The following is a 23,940-nucleotide window of genomic DNA, read 5'->3' on the forward strand; positions in this document are numbered from 1 at the left end:
ATGATGGAGCGTTCCTTGTCGCAGTGGGATTGTACAGAATTAGCGCATCAAGTCATAGCAGCAAAAATAACAGGCAGCATTTCTGCGTCTACTGTTCGACGAATTTTAAATAGTCATAAATTAAAACCCTGGCGACATCATTTGTGGTTATCACCAAAAGCCCCAAGAGATGAAGCGTTTGTTAAAAGCATAAAAGAAATTAGTTCTTTATACACTCGACCATTAAATCCGGATGAAATGGTGTTGTGCGTTGACGAGAAAACCAACTTACAACCCCGACCACGTAAATCCAAAACTCTCCCAGCTAAACCAGAACTACCTGTAAGAGTTGAACATGAATATGAACGTAAGGGGGCACTTAATTTGTTCGCTGCATTTGATACTCGCAGTGGTAGAGTATGGGGACAGACTTATGAGCGTAAACGTCAAGAAGAATTTATTGCATTCCTTGAATATTTAGACAAAGAGATTCCCCTGTCAATTACAACAATCCACGTAGTATTAGATAATTTGAGCGTACACAAAGGTAAAAAAGTCCAAGCTTGGTTAGCCAAACACCATCGTTTTGTCTTTCATCATCCTCCCGTCCATTGTTCATGGATGAACCAGGTTGAACAATGGTTTAGTATTTTGCAACGTAAACGTCTGAAAATCTCTGATTTTGCTGATAAAAAAGTTTTAAGTGAACGTTTACAAACTTTTATTTCTGAGTGGAATACGAAAGCACATCCTTTTGCTTGGAGTGAAAAGTCAATCTTGAAAGTTATCACAAAGTGCCAAATTCCAGATGAGAATTTTACGACCCAAATAGACCTTGCGATCGCAGCTTAATTTCCGCACCTTTTTTATGATGACGTGTACTTAGGGCATGATCCAATCGTCCAGATTGCCCATCAAAGACAAAGGAATAGGGGTCTTCGATATATCTGCCGAGTTCATCTACCAATCCACCATTTCGCAACACATCAATAGGATCTTCTTCGCCATAGGCATTTAAATCCCCAAGGACTAATACATCGCTATCGCCTGTGGTGGTCTTCAACTCATTAACAAAGCCAAGCAAGGCTTCTGCCTGCTGAACCCGCGTAAAGTTAAAAGCTCCTTGTCCATCACCCTGGTCTGCGTCTGCACCTGTGCCTGTACCACTCTTTGACTTGAAATGGTTAATCACAGGGGTAAAAGTTTCGCCGTTGGAGTTTAGTACAAAGGTTTGAGCGACGGGTTGACGATTGTAAACAGCGTCAGGATCACTGAGGGAAGCACCAACTGGGGTGACTGTTTCTGGCTTGTAGATGAAGGCAACTTTAATTTCATCAGTTCCTACCCCCGTGGCAGGATCACGAATGTAGTCATAAATTTCTGTGCCTACAAATGTATTTAGCCGATCTACCAGTTCTGCGATCGCCGACTCAGAACCATCGCCATCATTCTCAAGTTCAATCAGACCCACCACATCGGCATCGAGGGCTGCGATCGCGCTGACAATTTTGGCACTTTGCCGCTCAAACTCTACGACATTATCTGCTCCCCGCGACGTCGGGAAGCCGCCACCCACACCGTCGCCATTGAAGTAGTTCAGTACGTTAAAGCTAGCAACCTTAACGTTGCCGCCCACCTCTTCGGGTGCAGCTGTCCGGGGATTAGAATCAACAAAATTAGGTGTCGCGGTGGGTTGCAGTCGGTAGCTATCAAACCCAAAGCCCAGAACACCTGTAAGAGATGCAACCGTGCTACCTACACGCAGTGTGCCGTCTTCATTCAAAAAGGGAACTGTAGCGGGATTTTGGATGTTGCTGCCATCGTCAAGTAAAATTTGGCGCAGGTTGTTTGCGTTCTGCTCTGCTGTGACTGCGGCGACGTTGTTTTCGTCGTTTTCGGTTTCAGTAGTCGGAATATCAGTCGGGTCAATGAAGTTTGTGGGGTTAAACAAGCGTCCCTCTGAAGACAGCAACACCTCACCAAACCGACCGAGGTTAAAGTTTTCAGTGACCGTCAAGGTTTCGGGGAATGTGACTAACATTCCCTCATAGCGCTCCAGGTCGGTCGTTGCGGTCACGGGCAGATCAACAGCTATGGGGGCGATCGCTCCTGAACCCACCACACTCAGTCCACTAATATTGCTGAGTTGAGTTTGATTAAAGTTTTCTCCAACTGTTCCAGTCAACCGCACCGTTTGACCTACACTCACGTCTGTGCTGTTAGGCGCAAAGATAAAAATACCGTCTGAGGTTGCAGCATTGCCATCTCCAACTGCCTCCTGCACGAAAAATCCATTTAGGCGACTGCTGTCTTGAAAGTCGCCAACCACAACTGCTTCAATTGTTACTGTCTGCCCGACGAGGGGACTGGCTGCACCACTCCCCTGAATTTCGTAAACCTCTTTGAGAGCAACATCATTGTCAATTATATTGACGTTGAGGTTAGGAATCGCCGTGAGCGTGTTAGAGTACGCCGGGTCAGCACTGCTGGTGATCGAATGCGTAATTACTCCTGTGTGAGGAGATCCTTCTACATCCAAGTCGTTTACTGCTTTGACAGTAATCGTTTTAGGATTAGTATCCGTCAAGCTTAGGGTGACGGAGTTAAAAAACTTTGTTCCATCAGTACTCAGTTGAGTTTCGGCATCTGCGGCGATCGCTACATTTACAGCACCCGTTGGTGTGGTGTTGAGGGCGATCGTGTAGGTATCAGTTGTTTCACCCTCCTCATTTACATCGGTACTGTTACCAGATTGGGTGATTATTACTCCCGCTCCAGTTCCCGGATTAGCAGTATAGCTTCCCAACCCGTCAAAGGTATCAGTAGCAAAGCCGTCCCACTGCACACTCGGATCAAAGGCATCGTTGGGATTGGTATCGCCACTGGTGATAATACTTTTGCGACGCAAGGTATTGTCTGCTGTGCTGGTCAGACCAGTTCCCCATTCAGTACCTGGGTCAACGCCAATCTGACCAATTGAATCAAGGATCGTCCCACTAGCGCCGCCCTGTCGCAATACGATCGCATCATCTCCGTTAAAGAAAGCAGCACCGCTTGTTTGATCAGCCTGGGCAAGAATGGTTGAATTGGCGTTACTTGGGGCGAAGACAAACACATCCCCAGCTGCCACCGTACCCGTCAGGCTGAAAGTTGTAGGGCTGGTGTTGCCATTGAAGTAAAACTGAACCACATAATTTCCAGCAGTTAAATCGATCGCTGCACCCGTGCCGTTGAAAATTTCTAGGGCTTTATTGTTGCTGCTGCCCTCAATGTATTCTGAGAAAAATAATGCCATATAAATCTCCGTAAAAGCTGCGAATTTTAGGTCAATTGATCGGGTGGACTGAGGCGATCACCCTTAAACACGGAAATCACTCACGATTTTATACAGAAAACTATTCCTTCTGTACACTTGTTTTGCGAACTAATTTTGTTTAAGGAATTAAAGTTGCATTTTCTCACAAACTTGAAGCTTGAGCTTTTATTGGACAGCACTGGAGATGATAAGTGGTTTAGCTCCAAGCAGCAAGGCAACCAGAGCAACTAAATTAAGTAGCAAGATGTAGAATAAAGCTTCTGTGGTAGAAACTCTAGCGGTTTTAAGCGATCGCTGGGCTAGCAGGTGAATGTTCATTAATCCAAAAGCTTAATTAGGTGTGGCTAACAGATTCAATTCATACAAGTATCACGGCATTATTAAGAAATTGATATCCCTGGTTTAAACAATACTTTTGCTAAAGAATTTTAAGATTGGGATATAAGCTGTTACGCATAAAACTAGTACATTTACCTGATGACGGTTGACCGTTGACTGATGACCGATAACCGTCAACCGTCAACGATTATAAAGAATGTTTATATAATTTAGACGCATATCAGCTTATCAGTAGATTAAGCTGCCTTTTGGGATATTAGCTGAGACTGATCGTGCCAAGCACAAATAAATGCTGGCAGAACCTGCGCGTAGACCCAATGCTATCAAATACTCAAAACAATGCAACGGTTCTTTTTTTAGGATTTAGAAATAAATCTTAACAACCTATTAAAATTCAAATTTTTTGTAGATATTCAGGTGGCACATGATCCACTAACCAAACACCATTAGCAGAACAATAGAAGATGTAACCCGCCTGATGCATTGTGGCAGCATGTACAGAAAAAACTACTGCTTTTCCATATCTTGCACCAACAGTTTTTGCTGTTGCAATATCCTTCGATAAATGGACATGATGGCGTGACATTTTGCAAAGTCCGGTTTGCAGAATTGACTCTACAGATTTGTGCCCCGTGCCATGATAAAGCTGATCTGGGGGAACAACAGCTTCTAATTGTAAATCGACTTTTACACTATGTCCTTGATTAGCACGAATCAGAGTACCTGTAGAATCAAAAGAAAAGCGTTGTTTATCGTTGGATTCAACTACCGCCTCTAATTCCTGACGGGTAATCAGAAACTTGTTTTTAGCACAAGCAGTAAGTAGTTCATCAACAGCTACCCAGCCACTAGGAGCAAGTTGAATTCCAATTGCATCCGGTGTGTGCCGCAAATATTTGCTGAGATATTTGCTGATTTTGACGAGGCGAGAATCACTCATTTGATTGTGGTTGGCACAGTTTATACTACAGTTATATATTTATAATGTTACATCAAAACTTTAATTGATGATTTTACTGTATGTAAATTGACCGAATTTGTCTTCCTATCATGGCTAATGCCACTCCAACCATGACAATGAGTGTCACCTTTCCACCAGGAACGAGTGGTTGATTTATACTATCTGAGTTTTCTTGTTCTTGACGTTGCTTCCAACTCATTAATGCCGGAATAATTCCACCTAGAACTGAAATACTAAATGTTCCAGTGTAATCTAGGGCAGTAAAAAAGATGCTGGGATTGAGCGTTCCAAGAGTCATCGGAGGGAAAAGAACTAGCGAATAGAGGGGTAGGCGACTAAAAAGTTTGCCCTGTGCAATTAGGAAAATATCTTTGAACAAATCCAGCAATCCGTACACAAATCCAATGAATGATGTAGCGATCGCAAACTCTGAAAAAATGGATACTAGCACTGCTAACCATTCCCCCGCACCACCTGCTCGGAGAATTTGCAGTGGGTCAAAAACACTTTTACCGTTAGATGTGCCATGTAGCATATCGGGACTGATGCTTCCTAAAATTACGGCATTCCACGCTAAGAACATAATTAGAGGAATTACAGAACCAATAAAGATGGACTGACGAATTTTGCGGGCATCTCCTTCGAGTTGCGTCACAACCAACGGCACAACGTTTTGGAAAAATAGCGCCACAGACATCACTGAAATCGCACTACCAAGGGCACTCCAGTTTTGAAATAACAGTTGAGTACTCTGAATGTGTCCTCCTGCCAACAACAATAGTCCCAAGAAGGAAACGATGACAATTCCGACAAAGGCGCTGTTTAATTTCTCAATAAACTTTTCTCGCCCAAGATACATAATGCCACCAAATAAGAGCGTGAAAGTCGTTGTGCCCACCCACGTAGGCAATATCTGCACACTCCAGATTTTTGCCGTCGCAGCTCCTAAAATCTCGCCACCTTGGGCGATGTATGCCACCAAGAGAGCATAGTGCATGAATAAATATGCCCCACCTGCAAGTCGCCCTCCCACCTTACCAAGGATCTTCTCAACAACTGCCAAAAAACCTATACTCGGATGCCCTTCTGTTCGCATTGTGTTTAAGGTTACCTCTGCAACCAGTAACCCTGAAACTAAAGCGTAGAGCCAAACAGCAATCAGCCCAGATGTGGATGGCACTATACCAGACGGCAGAGTAACGGCTGGTAGAGCGAGAATCCCAGCCCCAACGGTGGTTCCCGCAATTAATGCAGTACTCCCCAATACACTACCCGGTTGATGATTGAGCTTTTTTCCATCAAATTCCAGATGAGAAAACAACCGAGTGGCTTGCTCTGAATCTTGGGGAAAAGTCTTTATGGGAACCATACTGAATATCCGTACTTAAACCAAACAATGTTAACATATGTAAATATTATTGATCAAAACCCTGATATTCCTGATTTTTCAGCTAAATATTCCAGATAAATAAGCGATCGCTACTTCATTATCAACACAACCTTAATAACATAAATGTCACTTATAGCACTTTATTAATTAAATAGACTACGCAGTAGGGAACATTGTTCCCTACGACAACAGATGTGGTTTAAATAAATGAAAAATGCTGTAATTTCTGAAGATGTCTAAGAAGATGTTTGAAAAGTATTATTACTAACATTAAAACCTCAGAAATCTAACCCACCGAGCAAACTTTCCCTGCAAGGAAATGGCAGGGTTATTTCATACAAGCAGAGAAAAACTAAAACTGGGTTTCAAAGCTTCTACCCTACACGAGAAGAGGTTTGGATAGATGTAAAAAGCCATGCCACAGTTTTACTAAATATAAGATAGCTCGGTTTGACCAGGGATAAAATTTACGTTTACAGATACTTAGTTTTGCCTTATTATCAACAATAACTGTATCAATACCTGATTTAGCGGTGAAACTGGCTAATTTTTCCATAAAGCAATATTGCCTTTTGAAAGCCAGTTATTGAGAGGTATTGGCATTTTTTGGAGATGCCGATCGCGTTAAATAAAAAAGTTAGCTCGAATAAAGTATGATTCATTTCATATTTTATTTAATTTGTCAATCTGGAATTATTGTTCCACAACTATCTTCTATTTACCTTTGATAATTTCTTCTATGGAGATGCATCTACTCGATTTTAGGTGATGTTGATGAAACAACCAAGCAAACGCAGACGGGGTGTAATCCTTACCCTAAAAGGCTGGGATAAATTTCGAGATGCCAAAACTCAAGTCGAATTTGATGAAAATGGTGGAGATAGCTTTTCTTTAGAAGAACTGAGCGATCGCACCCGTCTAGCTCTACACACTATATCTAGAATTTTGGCACGTTTGGAACCTGTAGATAAAAGTTCCTTGCAGTTTGCCTTCGCGGCCTTTAATTTGGAGTTGTGTAAAGAAGATTATACCCGACCTAGCCCCCCATCTGGGGATTTAGAAATCCGACGCACAAATCCACAGTATGACTGGGGAGAAGCCCCGGATGTATCTGTGTTTTATGGTCGCAGTGAAGAATTATTGCAGCTACGACAGTGGATATTAGAAGAACGATGTCGTTTAGTTGGACTGCTGGGAATTGGTGGTATTGGCAAAAGCACTTTAGCGGTGAAGTTGGGGCTGCAAATTCAAAGCGAATTTGAGGTAATGGTGTGGCGAAGCCTACTAAATGCACCACCAGTAGAGGAGCAATTAACCAACATACTGCAATTTTTGCTGTGGGCGTTGCGAAAGGAGATGGTAGTACCCGAAAGCTTTGATGGCAAACTAGCAAAGCTGATGGAATGTTTGCAATTAAACCGATGTCTGCTAATTTTAGACAATGTTGAGACAATTCTCTCTGGTGGCCAAGCAGGGCAATGTCGTCCTGGTTACGAGGGATATGGTCAATTACTGAAGCGCCTTGGCGAAGTACCTCATATTAGTTGCGTTCTGTTCACTTCTAGAGAAAAACCCAGAGAAATTGTACCGTTAGAAGGAGACAAAACAGAAGTGCGATCGCTCCCATTAAAGGGATTAAATTCTACCGAGGGACAACAGTTATTCCAGCAAAAAGGACAATTCACGGGTTCAGAACGAGAATGGCAAGTACTCATCGAGCATTATGGGGGTAATCCCTTAGCGCTCAAAATGGTAGCAGCCGGAACCCAAGAGCTTTTCGACGGTAAAATTGCTCCTGTTTTGGAGTATATGCAACAGGGGATACTAATTTTTGATGACATCTGTGACTTATTAGAACGGCAGTTCCAGCGTTTGTCGTCGCTAGAACAAGAGGTGATGTATCGGCTGGCAATTAATCGAGAACCAGTATCCCTTACCAAGTTAGCTGCTGATATAGTGACATATTCTTTCAAGCGTCTGGTACCTTTAGCAATTAAATCCTTATTGCAAAGGTCATTAATTGAAAAAAGCGGTGAACATTTTTTCCTGCTACCAGTGGTCATGGAATATACTAGACAGCGATGGTTTGAACAGGTTTGTCAAGAAATTAATGACACAGGAATCCGAAATACCCAAACTCCCACTCCCCACTTTCTACTTGCTGACAGGTGTCAGTTTTACTGTTTGCGATCGCTTTTTTGATCCGGTTGGTAAGAGAGCGAACGCTTTTTTTAAATCTGTCACCATAAGCGCGTAGAAGCTCTGCTTCTTGTCCCCAGAGATTGCCTCTACGAGAGTTATGAATTCGTGCTTTCCTTTGCATAACTACTTAGTTTCAGCCTTTTAAATAACTAACTAAAACTTTCCATATAGTTTTGTCACCTTGTTGACTCTCATCTAGCTTTAACTGTGCAAATTCATCTCGTAGTAACTCATGCCTAAAAGAATAACCGCCACCAACTTTTTGTAAAAACCCAAGATTAGTGGCTTCATTAAGGAAACCTGCATAATCCTTGGGAATAAAATTGTATTTTTCAAGAACAATTCGCAAGATAAAATGCTGACTAATGGATGTACCGCTACTATGGGCCATTACAGTAACTATCCCTGTTATTATCGCAAAACATAATCCAATACTCAACATAAAAATATTTGTTTTATTAACAGTAAATATAAATAATGCATAAATTATTATAAAAGTAAAACTGCTAATTATAAAAATAATCACAGCTTGGTAACATGAATTCCAAATACCTTGATTGGGCTTTACAGTTTTTTCTACAGGTTCATCTGTTAGGCTATCACCTATTGCTGAGCTTATCGTAACAACTAACCCAAAAAAACCTCCAGCAGTCAATCCAGCAATAAAGCCTATTTGCCAGCTTTTGTAAATTAATGACATAAAGATTAAACAAAAAAATAGTATAGCTAACCCTAATTTTATCCCAATTATTAAGCTGTATTTTAAATTTTTCTGAGCTTCTTTAAAAGAAAATTTGACTTGCTTATGTGCTTTTATATCTTTTTCATGCTTTTTTTGAGAATATGAAACAAATGGCCCAATAATCAGTCCAACGATTAGTCCTAAACCAACTAACCATACGATATTACCTTTTGTATTTAGTGAAAAAGCTGAAATCCAACAATCAATAATAGCTCCAATAATTCCCCCCAATGGGACACCCGAAAGTATGCCTACACCAAATATACTTAGCTTTTGATAAATTTTTTTTTGTTCTTCAGCTTGTTTTTTAGCTTTTTCTTCAGCTTTTTCTTCAGCCAACCATCCAGGCTGCATATCCTCTATATAAAAATATGGTTGAGAGTTATTTCTCAATTTTTTGGCTAACCAAATTAACCAACGCCTTACATCAGATTCTTGATATTTTATATTTAATTGATGAATATTAAACATTTGTTGTATATAATTGTTGAATAAGTCTTTAGAAATTTCTTGCAAATTTATGTTTTTTCTACTTAACGACGGAACTATTATCTCTATTAATTTTTTGTTTATAGGCAATTTATTTTCAATAGTGGAACGTATAAGACTAAGCAACAAAGGTGTCTTTGCAAGTTTAAAATTTTCACTATATAACCTTTCAAGTAAATTATTTACTTCTGCTGCTAGTTGGCTATTTGTCTTTATTAGATAATTTGTGATTTGCTGATTATCAAGGGGTTGAATATAAATTTTTTTCTTAAATTTCAAGGTAACAGAAAGTTCATTAAGTTCATTGTATTCTTCAATGCGACTACATACAACAATATCCGTCTTGCTATACTTTTCAATAAATTTGTTCAGAGATTTAACACAATCTTGTCTAAGCTCAGTTTTAAGTTCATTTAATCCATCTATCAATAATACTAATTTTTCGTTTTCGACCCACTTTTTACCCACAGCTTCTGAAATACCATATAAACTGCTCTTGGCTAGCTCTTCAACTAGCCACTTCACAATAGAACTTTCGCCTTGTCCTATATTTTTCCAAGATGATAAGTTAAAAACTACTGGAACTGGTATATTGTTTTCTAGTTCTTGATTAGCAAGAAGCAAGTCTTTCAGTATCTGCCGTAGTGTCAGAGTCTTACCAGATCCCATTTCACCTAAAATCAATAGAGTTCTTGCGGATTTTTCTTTTCCAAACTCTCTTATTACCACCTGGTTGAATATATCAGTGATACTTTCACCTTCTAGTATTCGACGCTGATTACCTTGTGAACGATCTTCAAACTTAAGATTGATAAAATTGTTATCTGTTGGTAGTGACTCATTATTTATCCATAAAGACTTAACTTTATCCACCAATGCTTCCAGATTGGAAATATCATTAGTAGAGGACGAACTATTCTTGTATATCTGTATTATAAAAAATATTATAGAAAATCCAATAAGGGCAAAAACCACTACAAGTATGACAGCCTGACTCAAGGGCAATTTATTAATTATAGCTACCAAGATAGCTGTAATAGCTGCAATTATAGAAGCAATAATAGGGGGCTCAGTAATTCTTGGTCTCATTAGCTCTTTAGTGGATTTAAAGATTTCTTCTACACTTTGCGTGTTTTCCCTTACTTACACCAAGCAACTTTAGCAAGTTAATTTCAACTTAAGGCTTTTGTAAATAAACAAGAGCGATCGCTCACATCCACCCCATCATCAAAGGCGCGTAGAAGCTCTGCTTCTTGTCGCCAGACATCGCTGATTTGACACAGTTGCTCAGAGTGCGATCGCCTAAATCAACCCCATCACCAGAAGTGCGTAGGCGTAGCCCGTCGTAGACATCGCCCAAATCAACCCCATCACCAAAAGTGCGATCGCTTCTTTAAGACTCTTGGTAAGAATGCGTTCGCCTTTATAAAAGTATGAATATTGCAGGTGTAACTGGGTTAACAGCAGCGCAGCGATCGGCACTCTTGGCTTTGGTGGCTGTGGAAGGTATTGTGTAGATTGTATTATTGAAGATATAGCGTTTGCAGATTGTACTCAGTTTTAAACCTATTTCTTTGGCATAGTGATAGCTGATGGCGATCGCCTACTACCCCTTGTGTTTTTTATTATATTTAAGAATATTATTAACAATCTTTTCAGAGGACTCGCATTCGGATACGCTCGTCTTCAACCACACTGAAATGTCCTGCCCAGTCAGGGCGAGATGCTATGGCAGTCGCCACTTTTTGAGCAACAACTATACCGGAAGGTGCTTTAATCCGAAATAAGATAATCCCACAAGTTGCAGGCAAATGTGAACGAAAGGCGAGTTCACCAAAGTCTTTATCAAAGGTGAGGAGAATGCGCTCGTCACGTTGAGCGCGGTTTAAAACTTCGGCATCAGCAATCCCAGGAGCATCAGTGCGAATCCATGTAACATCGTGACCTCCGCAGCGAAGTGCTTCTATGGCATCTCCTGGGAAATTTTCGTTGGCTAGAAAGCGCATAATTACCCAGGAAAAGCGTAGACTTTTTCAGCTTTAAGGCTGGCACTAGCATAGCCTAAACAAGCTTGAATATCTTCGAGGGTAATACCAGGGTAGTTGCGGAGAATTTCGTCATTTGTCCAGCCTTGAGCAAGAAGGTCAATGATAAACTCAACAGAAAGACGAGTACCTTTAATAATTGGTTTGCCGACAAGGACATTAGGATCTATAACAATTCGGGATTGCAAATCCATAAAATTAAGTTTAGTGTGTTGTTTTTATTTTATTCTATTTGCCTCAACAAACCTCTACTTGCTCAAATAACTACAATTTGGATTAGAGCGATCGCCCACATCACCCCATCATCAGAAGTGCCGCAGCTACGCCCGTCGTAGACATCGCTCATTTGACACAATTGCTCAGAGTGCGTAGGCGTAGCCCGTCGTAGACATCGCCCACATTAACCTCATCACCAAAAGTGCCGCAGCTACGCCCGTCGTAGACATCGCTCATTTTACACAGTTGCTCAGAGTGCGTAGGCGTAGCCCGTCGTAGACATCGCCTACATTAACCCCATAACCACAAGTGCGATTGCAGTAACTAGTTATACCAGATACTGATAAAATTAAACTAATAGATTGATTTATAGCTAGACTTATAGCTAATAGATAGATTTAAAAAATAACAAAGCTAGATGATGCAAATCACTGTTGAGGTATCTGAGGAGCTAGGACAGCAATTACAGCAGTTCCAAGACCGTTTACAAGAGATAGTAGAACGCGGTCTAAAAGAGTTATTGAGCGAACAGTCTGGCAATTTTCTCGATGAGAAACAGATTATTGGGTTGTTGGCCAGTCAGCCTACACCAGAACAAATTCTAGCAATCCGACCCTCACCAGAATTCCAGGCTCGTGTCAGTGATTTGCTAGCACAAAGTAAAGCAGGAACACTTTCAGCCAAAGGTGAAGCGGAACTAGAACGCTATCTGACTATAGAACATCTTGTCCGTATGGCAAAAGCTCATACCTTCGAGCAATTACGCCAAAACCCATGACTTATGTATCAGCCCAATTACGGAAACTCGTAATTGAAAGAGCGAACCAAAGGTGTGAGTACTGCTTATTTCCTCAAAGTGCAGCACTATTTAGCTTTGAGATGGAACATATTATTGCCGAAAAACATCGTGGCACTACTGAAGCAGAAAATCTAGCTCTCGCCTGTCCATATTGTAATCGTGCAAAGGGTACTGATTTGGGGTCACTCGATCCTGAAACGGGGAAACTAACACCCTTTTTCAATCCAAGGACTCAAAAATGGAGCGATCACTTTCAGCTGAATGGAGCAGAGATTGCACCATTAACAGCAGTTGGGCGTGTAACTGTTGCAATTCTCCAATTTAATCAATCAGAGCGGTTAGAAGAACGGGACAGATTGATTTGGGCAGGTCAGTATTCTTAGGTTTACTGTTCATCCTCATGCCACTAAGCTATTTATTTGACTTGCGTAGAGAGCTACGTTTCTTGTCGCCAGACATAACTAATTTGACACAGTTGCTAAGAGTGCGATCGCCGAATAGCCCGTCGTAGACATCGCTGATTTGACACAATTGCTAAGAGTGCGATCGCATAAATTGGCAGTGATAGGTAGGATAGGTTTTATTGTTGGCGATATACCGTTCGCGCTAGCGTCTCCAAAGGAGAAGGCATTAAACTTCGGTTATCGCTTATTTGCGAGAGTTGGCTACTTACTTTATTCGTAAAAGAATGGAAAAAGTTGTTCTTCAGGAATGTATTTACTTGCCTGTCTAAAAATAGCTTTGCAAGTTCCTGTATCTAACTGCCGATGATTAGGTATTGTTAAAGTCTCTTTTTGTTCTACACCAGAACGACGCAACTTAATATGACTGCCCTTTTGGCTGTGTACTTCAAAGCCAAACTCACCCAAAATATCAACAATCTCAGCACCTGATAATCTTTTGAGTCTAGGCATATTCTAGTTGGAGTTCAAAAGTTACCATTAGAGAAGGTTTATCTACTAAGCCAAATTGAGTTGGATCTTCGTCTTCTAAATGCAAAGCAACTGCTTCACGAAGGTTATGAACAACTTCATCCAGAGTCTCTCCCTGAGTTACTACAGAAACTTCTAGACATTCTGCTATGTATCCGTGCTGTTCACCTGGATGAATGACTGCTCTAATATTCTGCTTTAACTCCATAAGTCATCTTAAAAATTCAAGAAGTCTATTAAGTTAGGTTATGCTTTCATGCTACACCATTAACTATGAATAATTCGTATCCGCAATAAATCAGAGCGTAGGTGTAGCCCGTCGTAGACATCGCTAAGTTTAAGAATATTCTTTCTTTACTTGCTTCTACACAGATATAGTCATAATATGAGTTAGAGGTGATATTCTCGTGAAAATATGTGTAAGTAATAATGACATGGGAGGTAGAATTTACAAACGAGTTTGAAATGTAGTGGGTTGAGTTAGATGACAGCACCCAGGTTGCAATCGATGCATTAGTGCGACTACTTGAGGCGCGGGGGCCAGAACTTCCTTTTCCCTACAGTTCAAAAATAAACGGCTCACGTCATTCCCACATGAGAGAATTGAGGGTGCAGCACAGAGGAGAACCGTACCGAATACTCTATGCCTTTGATCCAAGGAGAGTGGCCATTCTTCTTATTGGAGGAAACAAGGGAGGAGACGATCGCTGGTACGAGGAGAATGTGACAAAAGCAGATACGTTGTATGACGAACATTTAGAGGAATTAAAAACAGAAGGGTTCCTATGAAGACCAAGCCATTTAATGAACTTCGCAAAAAAATGACTCCTGAACAAAAAGTAGAAAGTGAGATGCAAGCAAACCTTGCATTGCTCAAATTGACACTTTCTGAACTTCGAGAGTCCCTTGGACATACTCAAAGCGATGTTGCGAAAAATATGGGAGTGGTACAATCGGCGCTTTCAAAAATTGAGCATCAAGAAGATATTCAAATATCTACGCTCTCTCGATACATTAAATCTCTTGGCGGAAGCTTGACAATCATAGCGCGTTTTCCCGATCAAGAGGTTGTTATTTCTCAGTTTGATTGATATTCGACTGGTGATCGTCGCCACATCAACTCCATCATCAAAAGTGCGATCGCCGAATAGCCCGTTGTAGACATCGCCCACATCCACCGCATCATCACAAGTGCGATCGCACTGCCAACTGCGCTCAATTTTTCCATCCCCGCGAGGGGTAATAAATTGAAAACTTCTCATAACGCGATTTGCGTTCTCAAACTGGGGTTTGAGTTCTCATTTGAGTATATTTAGTACGCGAAAGCTAATATTGCGTTCTCAAACTGGGGTTTGAGTTCTCATTTGAGTATATTTAGTACACAAAAGCTAATATTGAGTTCTCAAACTGGGGTTTGAGTTCTCATTTAAGTATATTTAGTACACAAAAGCTAATATTGAGTTCTCAAACTGGGGTTTGGGTTCTTTTTTGCGTAATTTACTGATTTATTAGCAATTTACAGTGTAATAAAAGTTAATAGAGATTTGCAGGAATTTCCTCAGGCTGATCAATACGGAAGTTTTTTAAAGTAAAGAAGCTTAAATCAGTGAATTCGAGAACTGATAATCAAATAAATAACCGCATTAAAAGGTACATTTTATGGCTAGACTAAAAAGAACTTCCCAAGTGCTAGAAAAAGCAGCACGTCGTGCAGCCAGTATCAGTTCAATTGATCCAAACTTAGATGTGAGTAATGGACTCACTTTATTTGCGTACTCAAGCCTAATTGAGACAATGCGAAATAAAGAAAATACTTACAACACTGCGCTTTCTAACCTAGATAAGATATACCGTGAAATGTTAGAAACAGAGCAGCAGTTGGCAGACATGACAGAACACATACTCATGGGCATTGGGGCTAAATATGGCAAAAGCAGTGTAGAGTATGGTATGGCGGGAGGAGTTCCTAAAAACCAACGCCGCAAGGGATTGCGAGGTGAATCGCCAATTGTTAGTAATGAGCTACCGTCAATGATTGTTGGTGTGAATAGCAATGGCAAAGTAAAAGCGTAGTAAAAGCATAGCGTGTGTTACGGCTTTAGCCTAATGCATCGGCTCATAAGATGGTGCATTAGGCGCTTATATCATGTCCGCCAAATTATCCATAATAAAAGAACCCCACCCCCAACCCCTCCCCGCCTGCGGGGAGGGGAGACAAAGCACAGCTTTGGCGGGGTGGGGTTCTTCGGGTTTAATAAGCAATCAAGCGGACATGATATTAGATTATGTTTTTATTGATAAATTCTCCTGAAATATGCACCTAACACAACGCCACTTCTATTATTTATGACGACCTAATTTAAAGGACGAAGCTGATAATCACTTAATTGAATTAGCAGTTGCCGGAAATGCTCAAATCATTGCTACTCACAATGTCAAAGATTTCCAAAATGCTGAATTGTTATTTCCTAACTTATCAATATTAAAACCTGAAGAAATTATTAGGAGTTAAACAAAAATGGCAACTTTAACTATTCGTTTACCAGACGATAAGCATAATAGATTGAAAGAACTGGCTCAAGCCAAAGGCATCAGTGTTAATAAATTGATTGAAGAACTTTCTACCATAGCTCTAGCAGAATTTGATGCCCATACAAGATTTAAAGCAATGGCTGCAACTGGCAACCCAGAAGAAGGCTTAAGAATACTGGCTAAACTTGATGGTCTGACAGAATAGAGCTTGTAGGGCGATTATGCAAACACTAACCGGAGGCGATCGCTCACATCAGCCCCATTAGCAAAAGTGCGATATGAGAGTATGAATATAAAGCTTTTATCCTGCTATTAGTGTTGCTGTCTTACTCGTCGCGGTAAACCTCTTTACGATGCCCTACTTTCACAACACTAACTAGTAATACATCATCAAAAATATCGTATATAACTCGGTAACTGCCGACTCGGATTCGATAACCATTGTCCGAATCTTCTAGCTTAACAACCCCGTTAGGGCGGGGATTATCAGCTAGATCGTCAATTTTTGTTTGTATCCTTGTCCGTACTTTTATAGGTAATTTTTTAAGTTCTTTAAATGCAGCATTAGAAAATTCAATTTTATATTGATTCACTGGCTAATTCTCGTTTAACTTGCTCCCAAGGAATAGTGCCATTTTTCTTAATATCTTCCCGTCCTTCATGTAAAGCTTTAATATCCTCTTGGTCTTCTGCTTTACGAATGTCTAAAAGTTCTATGACATCCTCTAAAGTATCTTCATAAGCTTGTTCTAATCGCTCATAAATAGCTTTGATTAAAGCTTGTTTTCTCGTTGTAGTTTCCATTTTTACCTCAATTCCAACATATAGTGAGTTTAGCTTCAATAAAGTTACTATAGCCTATCACTATAATTTTACTGTATCAGCCGATCCAATAGCCGTTTAACTGAATAAATGCCCAATTTGCATAGAAACTTTGCTGGGAATTTAAGTTTTCAATCCAATCCTACAGAAAACAATTTACCAACTTGCGCTAAATCTACATTTCCACCGCTAATGATGACACCAACCCTCGCCTCTGGTGCTGTCACCACACCTTCGAGTAAGGCTGCTGCTGCAAGTACTCCAGTGGGTTCAACGACAATTTTCAGACGTTCCCATAAGAAAAACATGGTGCGAAGAATCGCTTCTTCCGATACCGTCACCATATCATCTACGTAATGCAGCACTAAGGGAAAAGTAATTTTACCCAGGCTGGGAGTCCGCGCACCATCGGCGATGGTATCAGGATTTTTGACTGTTTGCAGGGTTTTGGTGTGAAAGGAGCGGGTAGCATCGTCGGCAAGCGCTGGTTCTACCCCGATTACTTTACAATTTGGTAAAAGTGCTTTGGCTGCGATCGCACACCCTGAAAGTAATCCGCCACCGCCACAACAAACTAATAATAAGTCCAATTCACCAACTTCTTGAATCAGTTCTAAAGCAGTTGTACCCTGTCCGGCGACTACATGGGGATGATCGTAAGGGGGAATCAGAGTGAGAGAACGATTATCTGCTAAATCTTGAGCTAATTCTTCCCGATTTGTTTCTTGGCGATTGTATAAAATTATCTCTGCACCATAGCCACGAGTAGCAGTTTGTTTCACAACGGGTGCATCATCAGGCATGACAATAGTGGCGGGAATGTTTAGTAGTTGTCCAGCTAAAGCGATCGCTTGGGCATGATTTCCCGATGAATAGGTGATAACGCCTGTTTGTTTTTGTGCTGCCGATAGTTGGGCTAGGGCATTGTACGCACCTCTAAATTTAAATGCCCCCGTGCGTTGAAAATTTTCGCACTTAAAGAATACTTGGCTATTGGTGCGATCGTTAACAATTCTAGAAGTCAGCACAGGTGTACGATGGGCAATCCCCATAATTCGGTGTTGTGCTGCTTGCACGTCAGTTATAGTAACGGAATTATGTTGTGGCATTGATGTCGATATTAAATATTTTGGCTCTTGTTTATATAGATACAGATTTTTATATTTGTGTCAAATATGCTTGATTGAAGCATACTCATTTCAGGTGGATAGCATCATTTATTTTCTGCCTAAAAATAGCTCCAGTAAATATTATATATTACTGTAGTTATTTTTATAAAACCTAAATTAATTAACTCACGTTTGCCATGTTTTTAGCATGAATAAAATATCTGAAAGTCGGCAAAAAAAAACTGCTCTAATTACAGGAGCAGCTAGTGGAATAGGCTATCAATTAACCCAGATTTTTGCTCGTCATAGTTATAATCTTGTGTTAGTGGATAATAATGAACAAAAACTTATTGAAATTCTAGATGAATTTCCGCAAAAGTTTGGCATTTTTGTGAAAATTTTTGCTCAGGATTTATCCATCCCAACATCTCCAGAAGAAATTTTCACAGAACTACAGCAAGCATCTATAAAAATTGATGTGCTGATTAACAATGCTGGCTTTGGTACTTATGGAGCATTTAACGAAACAGACCTCACCATTGAACTGAAAATGCTCCAGGTAAATATAGTGAGTCTGACTCATTTAACTAAGTTATTCCTTAAGGATATGGTCGAGCAAAACTATGGAAAAATATTAAATGTGGCCTCAGCTGCTGCTTTTCAACCAGGGCCTCTAATGGCAGTTTATTTTGCTACTGAAGCCTATGTATTATCATTTTCCGAAGCGATCGCTAATGAATTAGAGGGCACAGGTGTCAGCGTGACTGTTCTTTGTCCAGGGCCACCAGCATCGAAATTTCAACAAACAGCTGCAATGAAAGATTCAAAGATTGCTCGCCTTAAGAGAATGATGGAGACAGAAACCGTTGCTAGAATTGGTTATCGGGGCTTAATGACAAATAAAACCGTTGTCGTTCCTGGTATGAGAAATAAGCTATTGACTGAAAGCGTCAGATTTACACCCAGAAATTTAGTAACAAAGGTTGTAAGAAGTATGCACGAACTCAAAAAAAATAGGTAGTCTTGCGGCAAGGGGAGCAGGGGGTAATTTTAGAAGTTGCTAAATGATCCTGCTTTCTCTGCAACCGCTCTATTTTCAACTAAATTGCGGAGTCCTTTTCTCAACGCAACAAAGTGGAGTCATACCATTTCTTTGTGAGGTTGCGCCAAATTTTCTTTCTTCTTTATGTCCTACCCTGCGGGAAGCCCCTACTCTTGGAGACCAGGGCGAACGTGTCTATGCGCCCAACTCTTACGAGACGTTGCGCGTAGCTTGCTTCGACCTAGGAGTATGCTGTAGCCTGCGGCAAGCCCCAACTTTTGGAGACGCACTCGCGTTTGCGTCTACGTTCCTCATATAGTTTGGCGCATCTTCATACAGAATTGGTATCAGGAGGTGGACAATAGCATCCATCAAAAACCATAGGGATCAGCCACACTCCTGCCACAACTGCGTTACTGAAGGTTTTTGTTATGAAGCTCATAATAAATATATGCCACAAGATAGCTGCTTTTTGGATATATATATGCAGTTAAAGTTGGGCAGAAGTACCCGGAGTATAAAAATAATTAAAAACTATAGATAAAAAGGTTTTGTGACTTACGTAGAAACGTTTGTATGTTTAGGCAGTGCTGCCTGAACAACTATGTCGAATAAGAACGCCCATAAGATAATCTGCAATCTCTCGTGGAGTCTTCAGAACAAACAAAAAAGCGGGTTTTTAGAAGTGAGTTATACTAAGTGAATTTTCATAAATCACTTTATATATTTGGTATTCAATTGAGTTTTTTTATGTACAAATTCTCTCAAAAACTATTTAAGGATAGCTATTATTTATTACTATCTTTAGGATTCCTAATCTCCTCACCTTAGTAAGATGTGCGTTCACTATCTCAACCTTTATTATATTTATTAAATAGAAATTCCAGTTGACCTAAAGAGGTAAGTAATGGCAATTAAATTGAAAGTTCCAGATATCAAAGGTGATGAGTGCGCCAAGAAAATAACTAAATCTATTCAGACTATGGAATCTGATGCCAAAGTAGATGTAGACGTTAATGCAAAAACCGTAGCTGTAGAAACTGCCGCTTCTGAAGAGACAATTAAACAGATAGTCCAATCTGCTGGTTATACTATCGAGGGCTATTAATTACATTTCTAAATTTCTGAAGAGATTTAGACGATGTTTGAAAAGTATTTTTATTAACATCAAATCCTCAGAAATCTAGCCCCCATTCCCTAGTAGGGAATGGGGATTTCAAAGCCTCTCAACTTTTCAGGGAGAGGAATGGAAACGGGGTTTTAAGAAAAAGTTGCACATCGCGTTCCTTAATAAAGAATTTAAAGCGCGGGTAGTTTATGAAAACCCAACCAACAGATTCTTTCGTCTAAAAAAGTTGTTGATCGGGTTTAGCCGTTTGCAAAAAATCGTCTCAAATTACGATCTATTTACTTTGATAGTTCTGGTGTGAAGAGAATGCGGCTTTCACCAACCCTACCAAATGCAGGTGTAGACCAGCGATCGACTACTTTACCCAGAATTGACATTTCTTGAACTAAGCGGTCAAATTTATCAGGGGTGAGAGATTGGGGCCCATCGGATAAAGCTTTGGCGGGATTGGGGTGAACTTCAATCATTAAGGCATCTGTACCAGCTGCGATCGCAGCCATTGCCATTGATGGAACATATTCAGACCTACCAGTACCATGACTGGGATCAATCATAATCGGTAAGTGGGTGAGCGATCGCAACACCGGAAGCACTGATAAATCTAAAGTATTCCGGGCATATTTGCCATCAAAAGTTCTGATTCCCCGTTCACAAAGAATCACATTTGGATTTCCAGATGCCAAAATATATTCTGCTGCCATCAGCCACTCGTCAATTGTGGCAGACATCCCCCGCTTCAGCAGCACGGGTTTATCTTGAGCGCCTACCTTTTTGAGCAGCGAAAAGTTGTGCATATTCCTAGCTCCGATTTGGATTATGTCAGCTACTCTCGCCACTGCTGATAAATCGGCAGCATCCATGAGTTCTGTGACGATACCTAAACCAGTAGCTTCCCGCGCTGCTGCTAATAAATCTAAAGCGCTTTCACCATAACCTTGAAACGCATAAGGTGAAGTACGAGGTTTATAAGCTCCGCCACGCAGAAACTGCGCTCCTGCTGCCTTCACGCGCTTTGCCGTTTCGACAATCATCGCTTCATTTTCAACGGAACAAGGCCCGGCTACCACTACGATGGGATGACGTTCGCCGAAATAGACATCACCGTTAGGTGTAGGTACAACAACCTCGCTGGCTTCTCCATGTCGGAATTCTCGACTTACGCGCTTGAAAGGTTGTTGCACTCGTAATACTTGCTCAATCCAAGGGCTGAATTCCTGAACCTGTAATTTATCGATGCTAGTGGTATCACCAATTAGCCCTAAGACAACTTTATGAGTGCCAACGCTTTTTTCTACCGTGACTCCCCAAACGTCGCTCAGTTCTTGGCTGATGCGAGTAATTTCCTCAACAGGCGTACCGTTCTTAAGTATGATAATCATCTATTTTTCCTTCCGTATAGTTTTTGGGTGTAATACAGTTCGTTCGTAGGGGCACAGCATTGCTGTGCCCTTACCTTGGTGATTAGCGCAAAAATTCAGCAAGTTGTTCTAGTTTTGTCCAAGCAGCGCCGCTTTGCAGAATTTCCTTAGCAAGGGTAATACCTTTAACACAACCTGCTAAAACATCAGTTTCCCCATGAATGGCTTCACCAACTTGCAGTGCGAGGGCTGTATTTAAAGCGACTACATCCTGCTGCGCTTGAGTGCCTTTACCTTGGAGAACTGCCTTCAAGATTTCGGCATTTTCTTGAACATCTCCACCGCATAACGCCGCAGTCGGTGCAAAACTCAAACCAAGTTCTTGAGGATTGAGCGTTAGAGAACGCACTTTTTTATCTTGGAGTACAGCTAAGTCAGTGACATCTGCCAAACCAGCTTCATCTAAACGTTCCCGTCCGTGGAGTGCGATCGCTTGCTGACATCCCAGTTGGGATAAAGCTTGAACAATCTCCTCTAATAAAAGCGGATCGTTGACACCAATAATCTGCCCTGTCGGCCGCATGGGATTTACTAGCGGGCCGAGCAAGTTAAAAACAGTCCGCACCTTCAAAGTTTTTCGCAAAGTAGCGATCGCCTTCAGTGCAGGATGCCAGCCTGGAGCGAACAAAAAGGTGATTCCGACTTCACCCACTGCGGCTTGCACTTTCTCAGGAGTGGCGTTGAGATTTATACCCAAAGCTTCCAACACATCAGCCGAACCAGTCTTGCTAGATGCGGAACGATTGCCATGTTTGGCAACTTTTACCCCGGCGGCGGCGGCAACAAAGGCGACAGCAGTGGAAATATTAAAGGTTGAAGCGCCATCTCCACCAGTTCCACAGGTGTCAATTAGGGGAGTGGGTAGAGACGCGATTAATCGCGTCTGTACAAAGTCGGGAGTAGGGGGAGAAGATTGGGATTGTAAGACGCTAGCCATCCCGACTAATTCTTCGGCGGATACGCCTTTAGCTTGGATTGCGGCTAAAATCGCTCCTGATAGGACATCAGGAATGGCATCTGTGAGCCAACCTTGCATCAAATCCGCAGCTTGGGAAACCGTCAACGATTGCCGAGCAAACAACTGTTGCAATAATCCTGGCCAGTTGTATAACTCAGAAGTGACGGGGATGTTGTCAAGTGGAGTTTGAGTTACAGCGATCATATTTATTGGGCATGGGGCATTGGGCATTGGGCATGGGGCATGGTTGTCTGCCTCATGCCTTGAAAAGAAAATTAAGGAATAAGGACTTTGGCGACGGTTTGCACATCCTTGTCACCTCTGCCGGAACAGTTGATGACGATGCGGGGGTTGCCTTCTAACTGAGGACAAAGGGTTTCGAGATATGCGATCGCATGAGCAGTTTCTAAGGCTGGGATAATACCTTCTAGTTGCGAAAGCCTTTGGAATGCATCTAACGCTTGTTTATCGGTAACACTGTAATATTCGGCGCGACCAAGATCCTTTAAATAACTATGCTCAGGCCCAACGCCGGGATAATCTAATCCGGCACTAATTGAATGGGCTTCGATGACTTGACCATCATCATCTTGCAATAAATAGCTCATTGCACCGTGCAATACACCTATTTTTCCTTTTGTCAAGGTAGCAGCGTGTTTTTCTGTATCTACACCTTCACCCGCCGCTTCCACTCCGATTAGGCGCACTGAAGGTTCATGCATAAACTCATGAAACAAGCCGATCGCATTGGAACCTCCACCCACGCAAGCCAGTAGAATATCTGGTAATCCTCCCCATTTCTCCTGGGATTGAGCGCGAGTTTCTATACCAATTATCGCGTGGAAGTCACGGACAATCATTGGGTAGGGATGAGGGCCTGCAACAGAACCCAGGATGTAATGGGTTGTTTCTACATTCGTCACCCAATCTCGAATTGCTTCAGAAGTTGCATCCTTGAGAGTTCCTGTACCTGCCTCCACTGGACGAACTTCTGCCCCCATTAACTTCATGCGGAACACGTTCAGGGCTTGGCGTTCCATATCGTGGACGCCCATGTAAATTACACATTTCAAACCAAACCTAGCACATACAGTTGCAGTCGCTACGCCGTGTTGTCCTGCACCTGTCTCTGCAATCACCCGTTGCTTACCCATCCGTTTAGCGAGTAACACTTGAGCCAAAGCATTATTAATTTTGTGAGCGCCTGTATGATTTAAATCTTCGCGCTTTAAATAGATTTGCGGCCCCGTGCCATCTGGTCTAGCGTAGTTTGTTGTCAGGCGTTCAGCAAAATATAATGGGCTGGGTCGTCCCACATAATCGCGCAGTAAGTTTTGCAGTTCTGCTTGGAAACTCGGCTCATTGCAATATTGATTAAATGCCGCTTCTAACTCAGTTAATGCAGGCATTAAGGTTTCGGGGACGTACTTACCGCCGAATTTTCCAAACCTGCCTAAAAGGTCAGGTAGCACAGGCGTAGTTGAAATTATAGCGTTGATGTCTTGGATGCTTACCACAGT

26 protein-coding genes and 2 pseudogenes are annotated in these 23,940 nt (G+C 41.4%); 11 read left to right on the forward strand and 17 right to left on the reverse strand.

All coding sequences use genetic code 11. From position 1 onward, the window contains the following. The gene (locus tag LC586_RS16425; RefSeq protein WP_229485837.1) at positions 1-831 is read left to right on the forward strand and encodes an IS630 family transposase; all 831 of its coding nucleotides are present in this window, start codon (positions 1-3) and stop codon (positions 829-831) included. Here the strand turns inward: LC586_RS16425 and LC586_RS16430 are convergent. The 4 genes from LC586_RS16430 to LC586_RS16445 form a co-directional block, all read right to left on the reverse strand. Continuing rightward, positions 797-3,274 (reverse strand): ExeM/NucH family extracellular endonuclease, encoded by a 2,478-nt coding sequence (locus tag LC586_RS16430; RefSeq protein ID WP_229485838.1) that lies wholly within the window; start codon positions 3,272-3,274, stop codon positions 797-799. The genes LC586_RS16425 and LC586_RS16430 overlap by 35 nt on opposite strands. 186 nt (positions 3,275-3,460) lie before the next feature. Beyond that, the gene (locus LC586_RS16435; RefSeq protein WP_229485839.1) at positions 3,461-3,613 is read right to left on the reverse strand and encodes a hypothetical protein; all 153 of its coding nucleotides are present in this window, start codon (positions 3,611-3,613) and stop codon (positions 3,461-3,463) included. Positions 3,614-4,028: 415 nt separating this feature from the next. Next, complete coding sequence (locus tag LC586_RS16440) at positions 4,029-4,574, reverse strand: RNA 2'-phosphotransferase (protein WP_229485840.1); 546 nt, start codon at positions 4,572-4,574, stop codon at positions 4,029-4,031. Between the two features lie 73 nt (positions 4,575-4,647). Further along, positions 4,648-5,964 carry an amino acid permease gene (locus LC586_RS16445; protein ID WP_229485841.1) on the reverse strand — a complete coding sequence of 439 codons (1,317 nt, stop codon included), beginning with the start codon at positions 5,962-5,964 and terminating at the stop codon, positions 4,648-4,650. 795 nt (positions 5,965-6,759) lie between these two features. Here LC586_RS16445 and LC586_RS16450 point away from each other — a divergent pair. Then, a complete protein-coding gene (locus LC586_RS16450; protein WP_229485842.1) occupies positions 6,760-8,187 on the forward strand; it encodes an NB-ARC domain-containing protein in 1,428 nt (475 codons plus the stop codon). A 133-nt stretch (positions 8,188-8,320) separates the two neighbouring features. Here LC586_RS16450 and LC586_RS16455 read toward each other — a convergent pair whose 3' ends face one another. The 4 genes from LC586_RS16455 to LC586_RS16470 form a co-directional block, all read right to left on the reverse strand. Then, on the reverse strand, positions 8,321-10,507 hold the full coding sequence (locus tag LC586_RS16455; RefSeq protein ID WP_229485843.1) for an NACHT domain-containing protein: 2,187 nt from the start codon (positions 10,505-10,507) through the stop codon (positions 8,321-8,323). Positions 10,508-10,720: 213 nt separating this feature from the next. Continuing rightward, positions 10,721-10,900, reverse strand: a complete 180-nt coding sequence (locus tag LC586_RS16460; protein ID WP_229485844.1) for a hypothetical protein — start codon at positions 10,898-10,900, stop codon at positions 10,721-10,723. Positions 10,901-11,073: 173 nt separating this feature from the next. After that, a complete protein-coding gene (locus LC586_RS16465; RefSeq protein ID WP_229485845.1) occupies positions 11,074-11,424 on the reverse strand; it encodes a DUF5615 family PIN-like protein in 351 nt (116 codons plus the stop codon). Between the two features lie 2 nt (positions 11,425-11,426). Beyond that, positions 11,427-11,657 (reverse strand): DUF433 domain-containing protein, encoded by a 231-nt coding sequence (locus tag LC586_RS16470; protein WP_229485846.1) that lies wholly within the window; start codon positions 11,655-11,657, stop codon positions 11,427-11,429. Between the two features lie 440 nt (positions 11,658-12,097). On the opposite strand from LC586_RS16470, the gene LC586_RS16475 reads away from it, so the two are divergent. Both LC586_RS16475 and LC586_RS16480 read left to right on the forward strand, forming a co-directional pair. Next, entirely contained in the window at positions 12,098-12,457 is a 360-nt protein-coding gene (locus LC586_RS16475; protein WP_229465696.1) for a hypothetical protein, read from the forward strand. Continuing rightward, the gene (locus tag LC586_RS16480; protein WP_229485847.1) at positions 12,454-12,861 is read left to right on the forward strand and encodes an HNH endonuclease; all 408 of its coding nucleotides are present in this window, start codon (positions 12,454-12,456) and stop codon (positions 12,859-12,861) included. The genes LC586_RS16475 and LC586_RS16480 overlap by 4 nt, the downstream gene beginning before the upstream one ends. Positions 12,862-13,152: 291 nt before the next feature. On the opposite strand, the gene LC586_RS16485 is transcribed toward LC586_RS16480, so the two are convergent. Both LC586_RS16485 and LC586_RS16490 read right to left on the reverse strand, forming a co-directional pair. Then, positions 13,153-13,392 (reverse strand): type II toxin-antitoxin system HicA family toxin, encoded by a 240-nt coding sequence (locus LC586_RS16485; protein WP_229485848.1) that lies wholly within the window; start codon positions 13,390-13,392, stop codon positions 13,153-13,155. Continuing rightward, on the reverse strand, positions 13,385-13,618 hold the full coding sequence (locus LC586_RS16490) for a type II toxin-antitoxin system HicB family antitoxin (RefSeq protein WP_229485849.1): 234 nt from the start codon (positions 13,616-13,618) through the stop codon (positions 13,385-13,387). The genes LC586_RS16485 and LC586_RS16490 overlap by 8 nt, the downstream gene beginning before the upstream one ends. A gap of 281 nt (positions 13,619-13,899) precedes the next feature. On the opposite strand from LC586_RS16490, the pseudogene LC586_RS16495 reads away from it, so the two are divergent. Next, a pseudogene (locus tag LC586_RS16495) lies at positions 13,900-14,199 on the forward strand (type II toxin-antitoxin system RelE/ParE family toxin); the annotation flags it as partial. Further along, complete coding sequence (locus LC586_RS16500; protein ID WP_229485850.1) at positions 14,196-14,501, forward strand: helix-turn-helix domain-containing protein; 306 nt, start codon at positions 14,196-14,198, stop codon at positions 14,499-14,501. The pseudogene LC586_RS16495 and the gene LC586_RS16500, both read left to right, overlap by 4 nt. On the opposite strand, the gene LC586_RS16505 is transcribed toward LC586_RS16500, so the two are convergent. Beyond that, positions 14,489-14,629 (reverse strand): hypothetical protein, encoded by a 141-nt coding sequence (locus LC586_RS16505; RefSeq protein WP_229485851.1) that lies wholly within the window; start codon positions 14,627-14,629, stop codon positions 14,489-14,491. The genes LC586_RS16500 and LC586_RS16505 overlap by 13 nt on opposite strands. A gap of 440 nt (positions 14,630-15,069) precedes the next feature. On the opposite strand from LC586_RS16505, the gene LC586_RS16510 reads away from it, so the two are divergent. From LC586_RS16510 to LC586_RS16515, 3 genes and pseudogenes are all read left to right on the forward strand, one after another. Next, complete coding sequence (locus LC586_RS16510) at positions 15,070-15,483, forward strand: hypothetical protein (RefSeq protein WP_229485852.1); 414 nt, start codon at positions 15,070-15,072, stop codon at positions 15,481-15,483. Positions 15,484-15,760: 277 nt separating this feature from the next. Beyond that, positions 15,761-15,922: pseudogene (locus tag LC586_RS41900) on the forward strand (PIN domain-containing protein); the annotation flags it as partial. 6 nt (positions 15,923-15,928) lie between these two features. Then, entirely contained in the window at positions 15,929-16,147 is a 219-nt protein-coding gene (locus LC586_RS16515; protein WP_229485853.1) for a toxin-antitoxin system HicB family antitoxin, read from the forward strand. 121 nt (positions 16,148-16,268) lie between these two features. Here the strand turns inward: LC586_RS16515 and LC586_RS16520 are convergent, their stop codons facing one another. The 3 genes from LC586_RS16520 to LC586_RS16530 form a co-directional block, all read right to left on the reverse strand. Further along, positions 16,269-16,535: a type II toxin-antitoxin system RelE family toxin gene (locus LC586_RS16520; protein ID WP_229485854.1), complete on the reverse strand. Its 267-nt coding sequence runs from the start codon at positions 16,533-16,535 to the stop codon at positions 16,269-16,271. Then, the gene (locus LC586_RS16525; RefSeq protein ID WP_094348959.1) at positions 16,522-16,746 is read right to left on the reverse strand and encodes a hypothetical protein; all 225 of its coding nucleotides are present in this window, start codon (positions 16,744-16,746) and stop codon (positions 16,522-16,524) included. Before LC586_RS16525 ends, LC586_RS16520 begins: the two co-directional genes overlap by 14 nt. 149 nt (positions 16,747-16,895) lie before the next feature. Continuing rightward, on the reverse strand, positions 16,896-17,873 hold the full coding sequence (locus tag LC586_RS16530) for a threo-3-hydroxy-L-aspartate ammonia-lyase (RefSeq protein ID WP_229485855.1): 978 nt from the start codon (positions 17,871-17,873) through the stop codon (positions 16,896-16,898). Positions 17,874-18,081: 208 nt separating this feature from the next. Here LC586_RS16530 and LC586_RS16535 point away from each other — a divergent pair, with 208 nt between their 5' ends. Together LC586_RS16535 and LC586_RS16540 are read left to right on the forward strand one after the other, a co-directional pair. Further along, the gene (locus tag LC586_RS16535) at positions 18,082-18,894 is read left to right on the forward strand and encodes an SDR family NAD(P)-dependent oxidoreductase (protein ID WP_229485856.1); all 813 of its coding nucleotides are present in this window, start codon (positions 18,082-18,084) and stop codon (positions 18,892-18,894) included. Between the two features lie 928 nt (positions 18,895-19,822). Continuing rightward, positions 19,823-20,023 (forward strand): heavy-metal-associated domain-containing protein, encoded by a 201-nt coding sequence (locus LC586_RS16540; protein WP_229485857.1) that lies wholly within the window; start codon positions 19,823-19,825, stop codon positions 20,021-20,023. Positions 20,024-20,322: 299 nt separating this feature from the next. Here LC586_RS16540 and aroF read toward each other — a convergent pair whose 3' ends face one another. The 3 genes from aroF to trpB form a co-directional block, all read right to left on the reverse strand. Then, positions 20,323-21,423 (reverse strand): 3-deoxy-7-phosphoheptulonate synthase, encoded by a 1,101-nt coding sequence (gene aroF, locus LC586_RS16545; protein WP_229485858.1) that lies wholly within the window; start codon positions 21,421-21,423, stop codon positions 20,323-20,325. 82 nt (positions 21,424-21,505) lie between these two features. Beyond that, entirely contained in the window at positions 21,506-22,624 is a 1,119-nt protein-coding gene (gene trpD, locus LC586_RS16550; RefSeq protein WP_229485900.1) for an anthranilate phosphoribosyltransferase, read from the reverse strand. A 71-nt stretch (positions 22,625-22,695) separates the two neighbouring features. Next, complete coding sequence (gene trpB / locus LC586_RS16555) at positions 22,696-23,928, reverse strand: tryptophan synthase subunit beta (RefSeq protein ID WP_229485901.1); 1,233 nt, start codon at positions 23,926-23,928, stop codon at positions 22,696-22,698. Positions 23,929-23,940: the final 12 nt, after the last annotated feature.

Origin of the sequence: Nostoc favosum CHAB5714, assembly GCF_020829495.1 — a bacterium.
GTDB classification, from domain to species: Bacteria; Cyanobacteriota; Cyanobacteriia; order Cyanobacteriales; family Nostocaceae; genus Nostoc; species Nostoc favosum.

Bases quoted from the DNA above. Each gene is read 5' to 3' on its own strand.
- LC586_RS16535 (WP_229485856.1), top strand. From the start codon at position 18,082: ATGAATAAAATATCTGAAAGTCGGCAAAAAAAAACTGCTCTAATTACA.
- LC586_RS16540 (WP_229485857.1), top strand. From the start codon at position 19,823: ATGGCAATTAAATTGAAAGTTCCAGATATCAAAGGTGATGAGTGCGCC.
- LC586_RS16515 (WP_229485853.1), top strand. From the start codon at position 15,929: ATGGCAACTTTAACTATTCGTTTACCAGACGATAAGCATAATAGATTG.
- LC586_RS16510 (WP_229485852.1), top strand. From the start codon at position 15,070: ATGGCTAGACTAAAAAGAACTTCCCAAGTGCTAGAAAAAGCAGCACGT.
- trpD (WP_229485900.1), bottom strand. From the start codon at position 22,624: ATGATCGCTGTAACTCAAACTCCACTTGACAACATCCCCGTCACTTCT.
- LC586_RS16435 (WP_229485839.1), bottom strand. From the start codon at position 3,613: ATGAACATTCACCTGCTAGCCCAGCGATCGCTTAAAACCGCTAGAGTT.
- LC586_RS16500 (WP_229485850.1), top strand. From the start codon at position 14,196: ATGAAGACCAAGCCATTTAATGAACTTCGCAAAAAAATGACTCCTGAA.
- aroF (WP_229485858.1), bottom strand. From the start codon at position 21,423: ATGATTATCATACTTAAGAACGGTACGCCTGTTGAGGAAATTACTCGC.
- LC586_RS16445 (WP_229485841.1), bottom strand. From the start codon at position 5,964: ATGGTTCCCATAAAGACTTTTCCCCAAGATTCAGAGCAAGCCACTCGG.
- LC586_RS16430 (WP_229485838.1), bottom strand. From the start codon at position 3,274: ATGGCATTATTTTTCTCAGAATACATTGAGGGCAGCAGCAACAATAAA.
- LC586_RS16440 (WP_229485840.1), bottom strand. From the start codon at position 4,574: ATGAGTGATTCTCGCCTCGTCAAAATCAGCAAATATCTCAGCAAATAT.
- LC586_RS16530 (WP_229485855.1), bottom strand. From the start codon at position 17,873: ATGCCACAACATAATTCCGTTACTATAACTGACGTGCAAGCAGCACAA.
- LC586_RS16475 (WP_229465696.1), top strand. From the start codon at position 12,098: ATGATGCAAATCACTGTTGAGGTATCTGAGGAGCTAGGACAGCAATTA.
- LC586_RS16455 (WP_229485843.1), bottom strand. From the start codon at position 10,507: ATGAGACCAAGAATTACTGAGCCCCCTATTATTGCTTCTATAATTGCA.
- LC586_RS16470 (WP_229485846.1), bottom strand. From the start codon at position 11,657: ATGGATTTGCAATCCCGAATTGTTATAGATCCTAATGTCCTTGTCGGC.
- LC586_RS16480 (WP_229485847.1), top strand. From the start codon at position 12,454: ATGACTTATGTATCAGCCCAATTACGGAAACTCGTAATTGAAAGAGCG.
- LC586_RS16465 (WP_229485845.1), bottom strand. From the start codon at position 11,424: ATGCGCTTTCTAGCCAACGAAAATTTCCCAGGAGATGCCATAGAAGCA.
- LC586_RS16485 (WP_229485848.1), bottom strand. From the start codon at position 13,392: ATGCCTAGACTCAAAAGATTATCAGGTGCTGAGATTGTTGATATTTTG.
- LC586_RS16525 (WP_094348959.1), bottom strand. From the start codon at position 16,746: ATGGAAACTACAACGAGAAAACAAGCTTTAATCAAAGCTATTTATGAG.
- LC586_RS16425 (WP_229485837.1), top strand. From the start codon at position 1: ATGATGGAGCGTTCCTTGTCGCAGTGGGATTGTACAGAATTAGCGCAT.
- LC586_RS16450 (WP_229485842.1), top strand. From the start codon at position 6,760: ATGAAACAACCAAGCAAACGCAGACGGGGTGTAATCCTTACCCTAAAA.
- LC586_RS16490 (WP_229485849.1), bottom strand. From the start codon at position 13,618: ATGGAGTTAAAGCAGAATATTAGAGCAGTCATTCATCCAGGTGAACAG.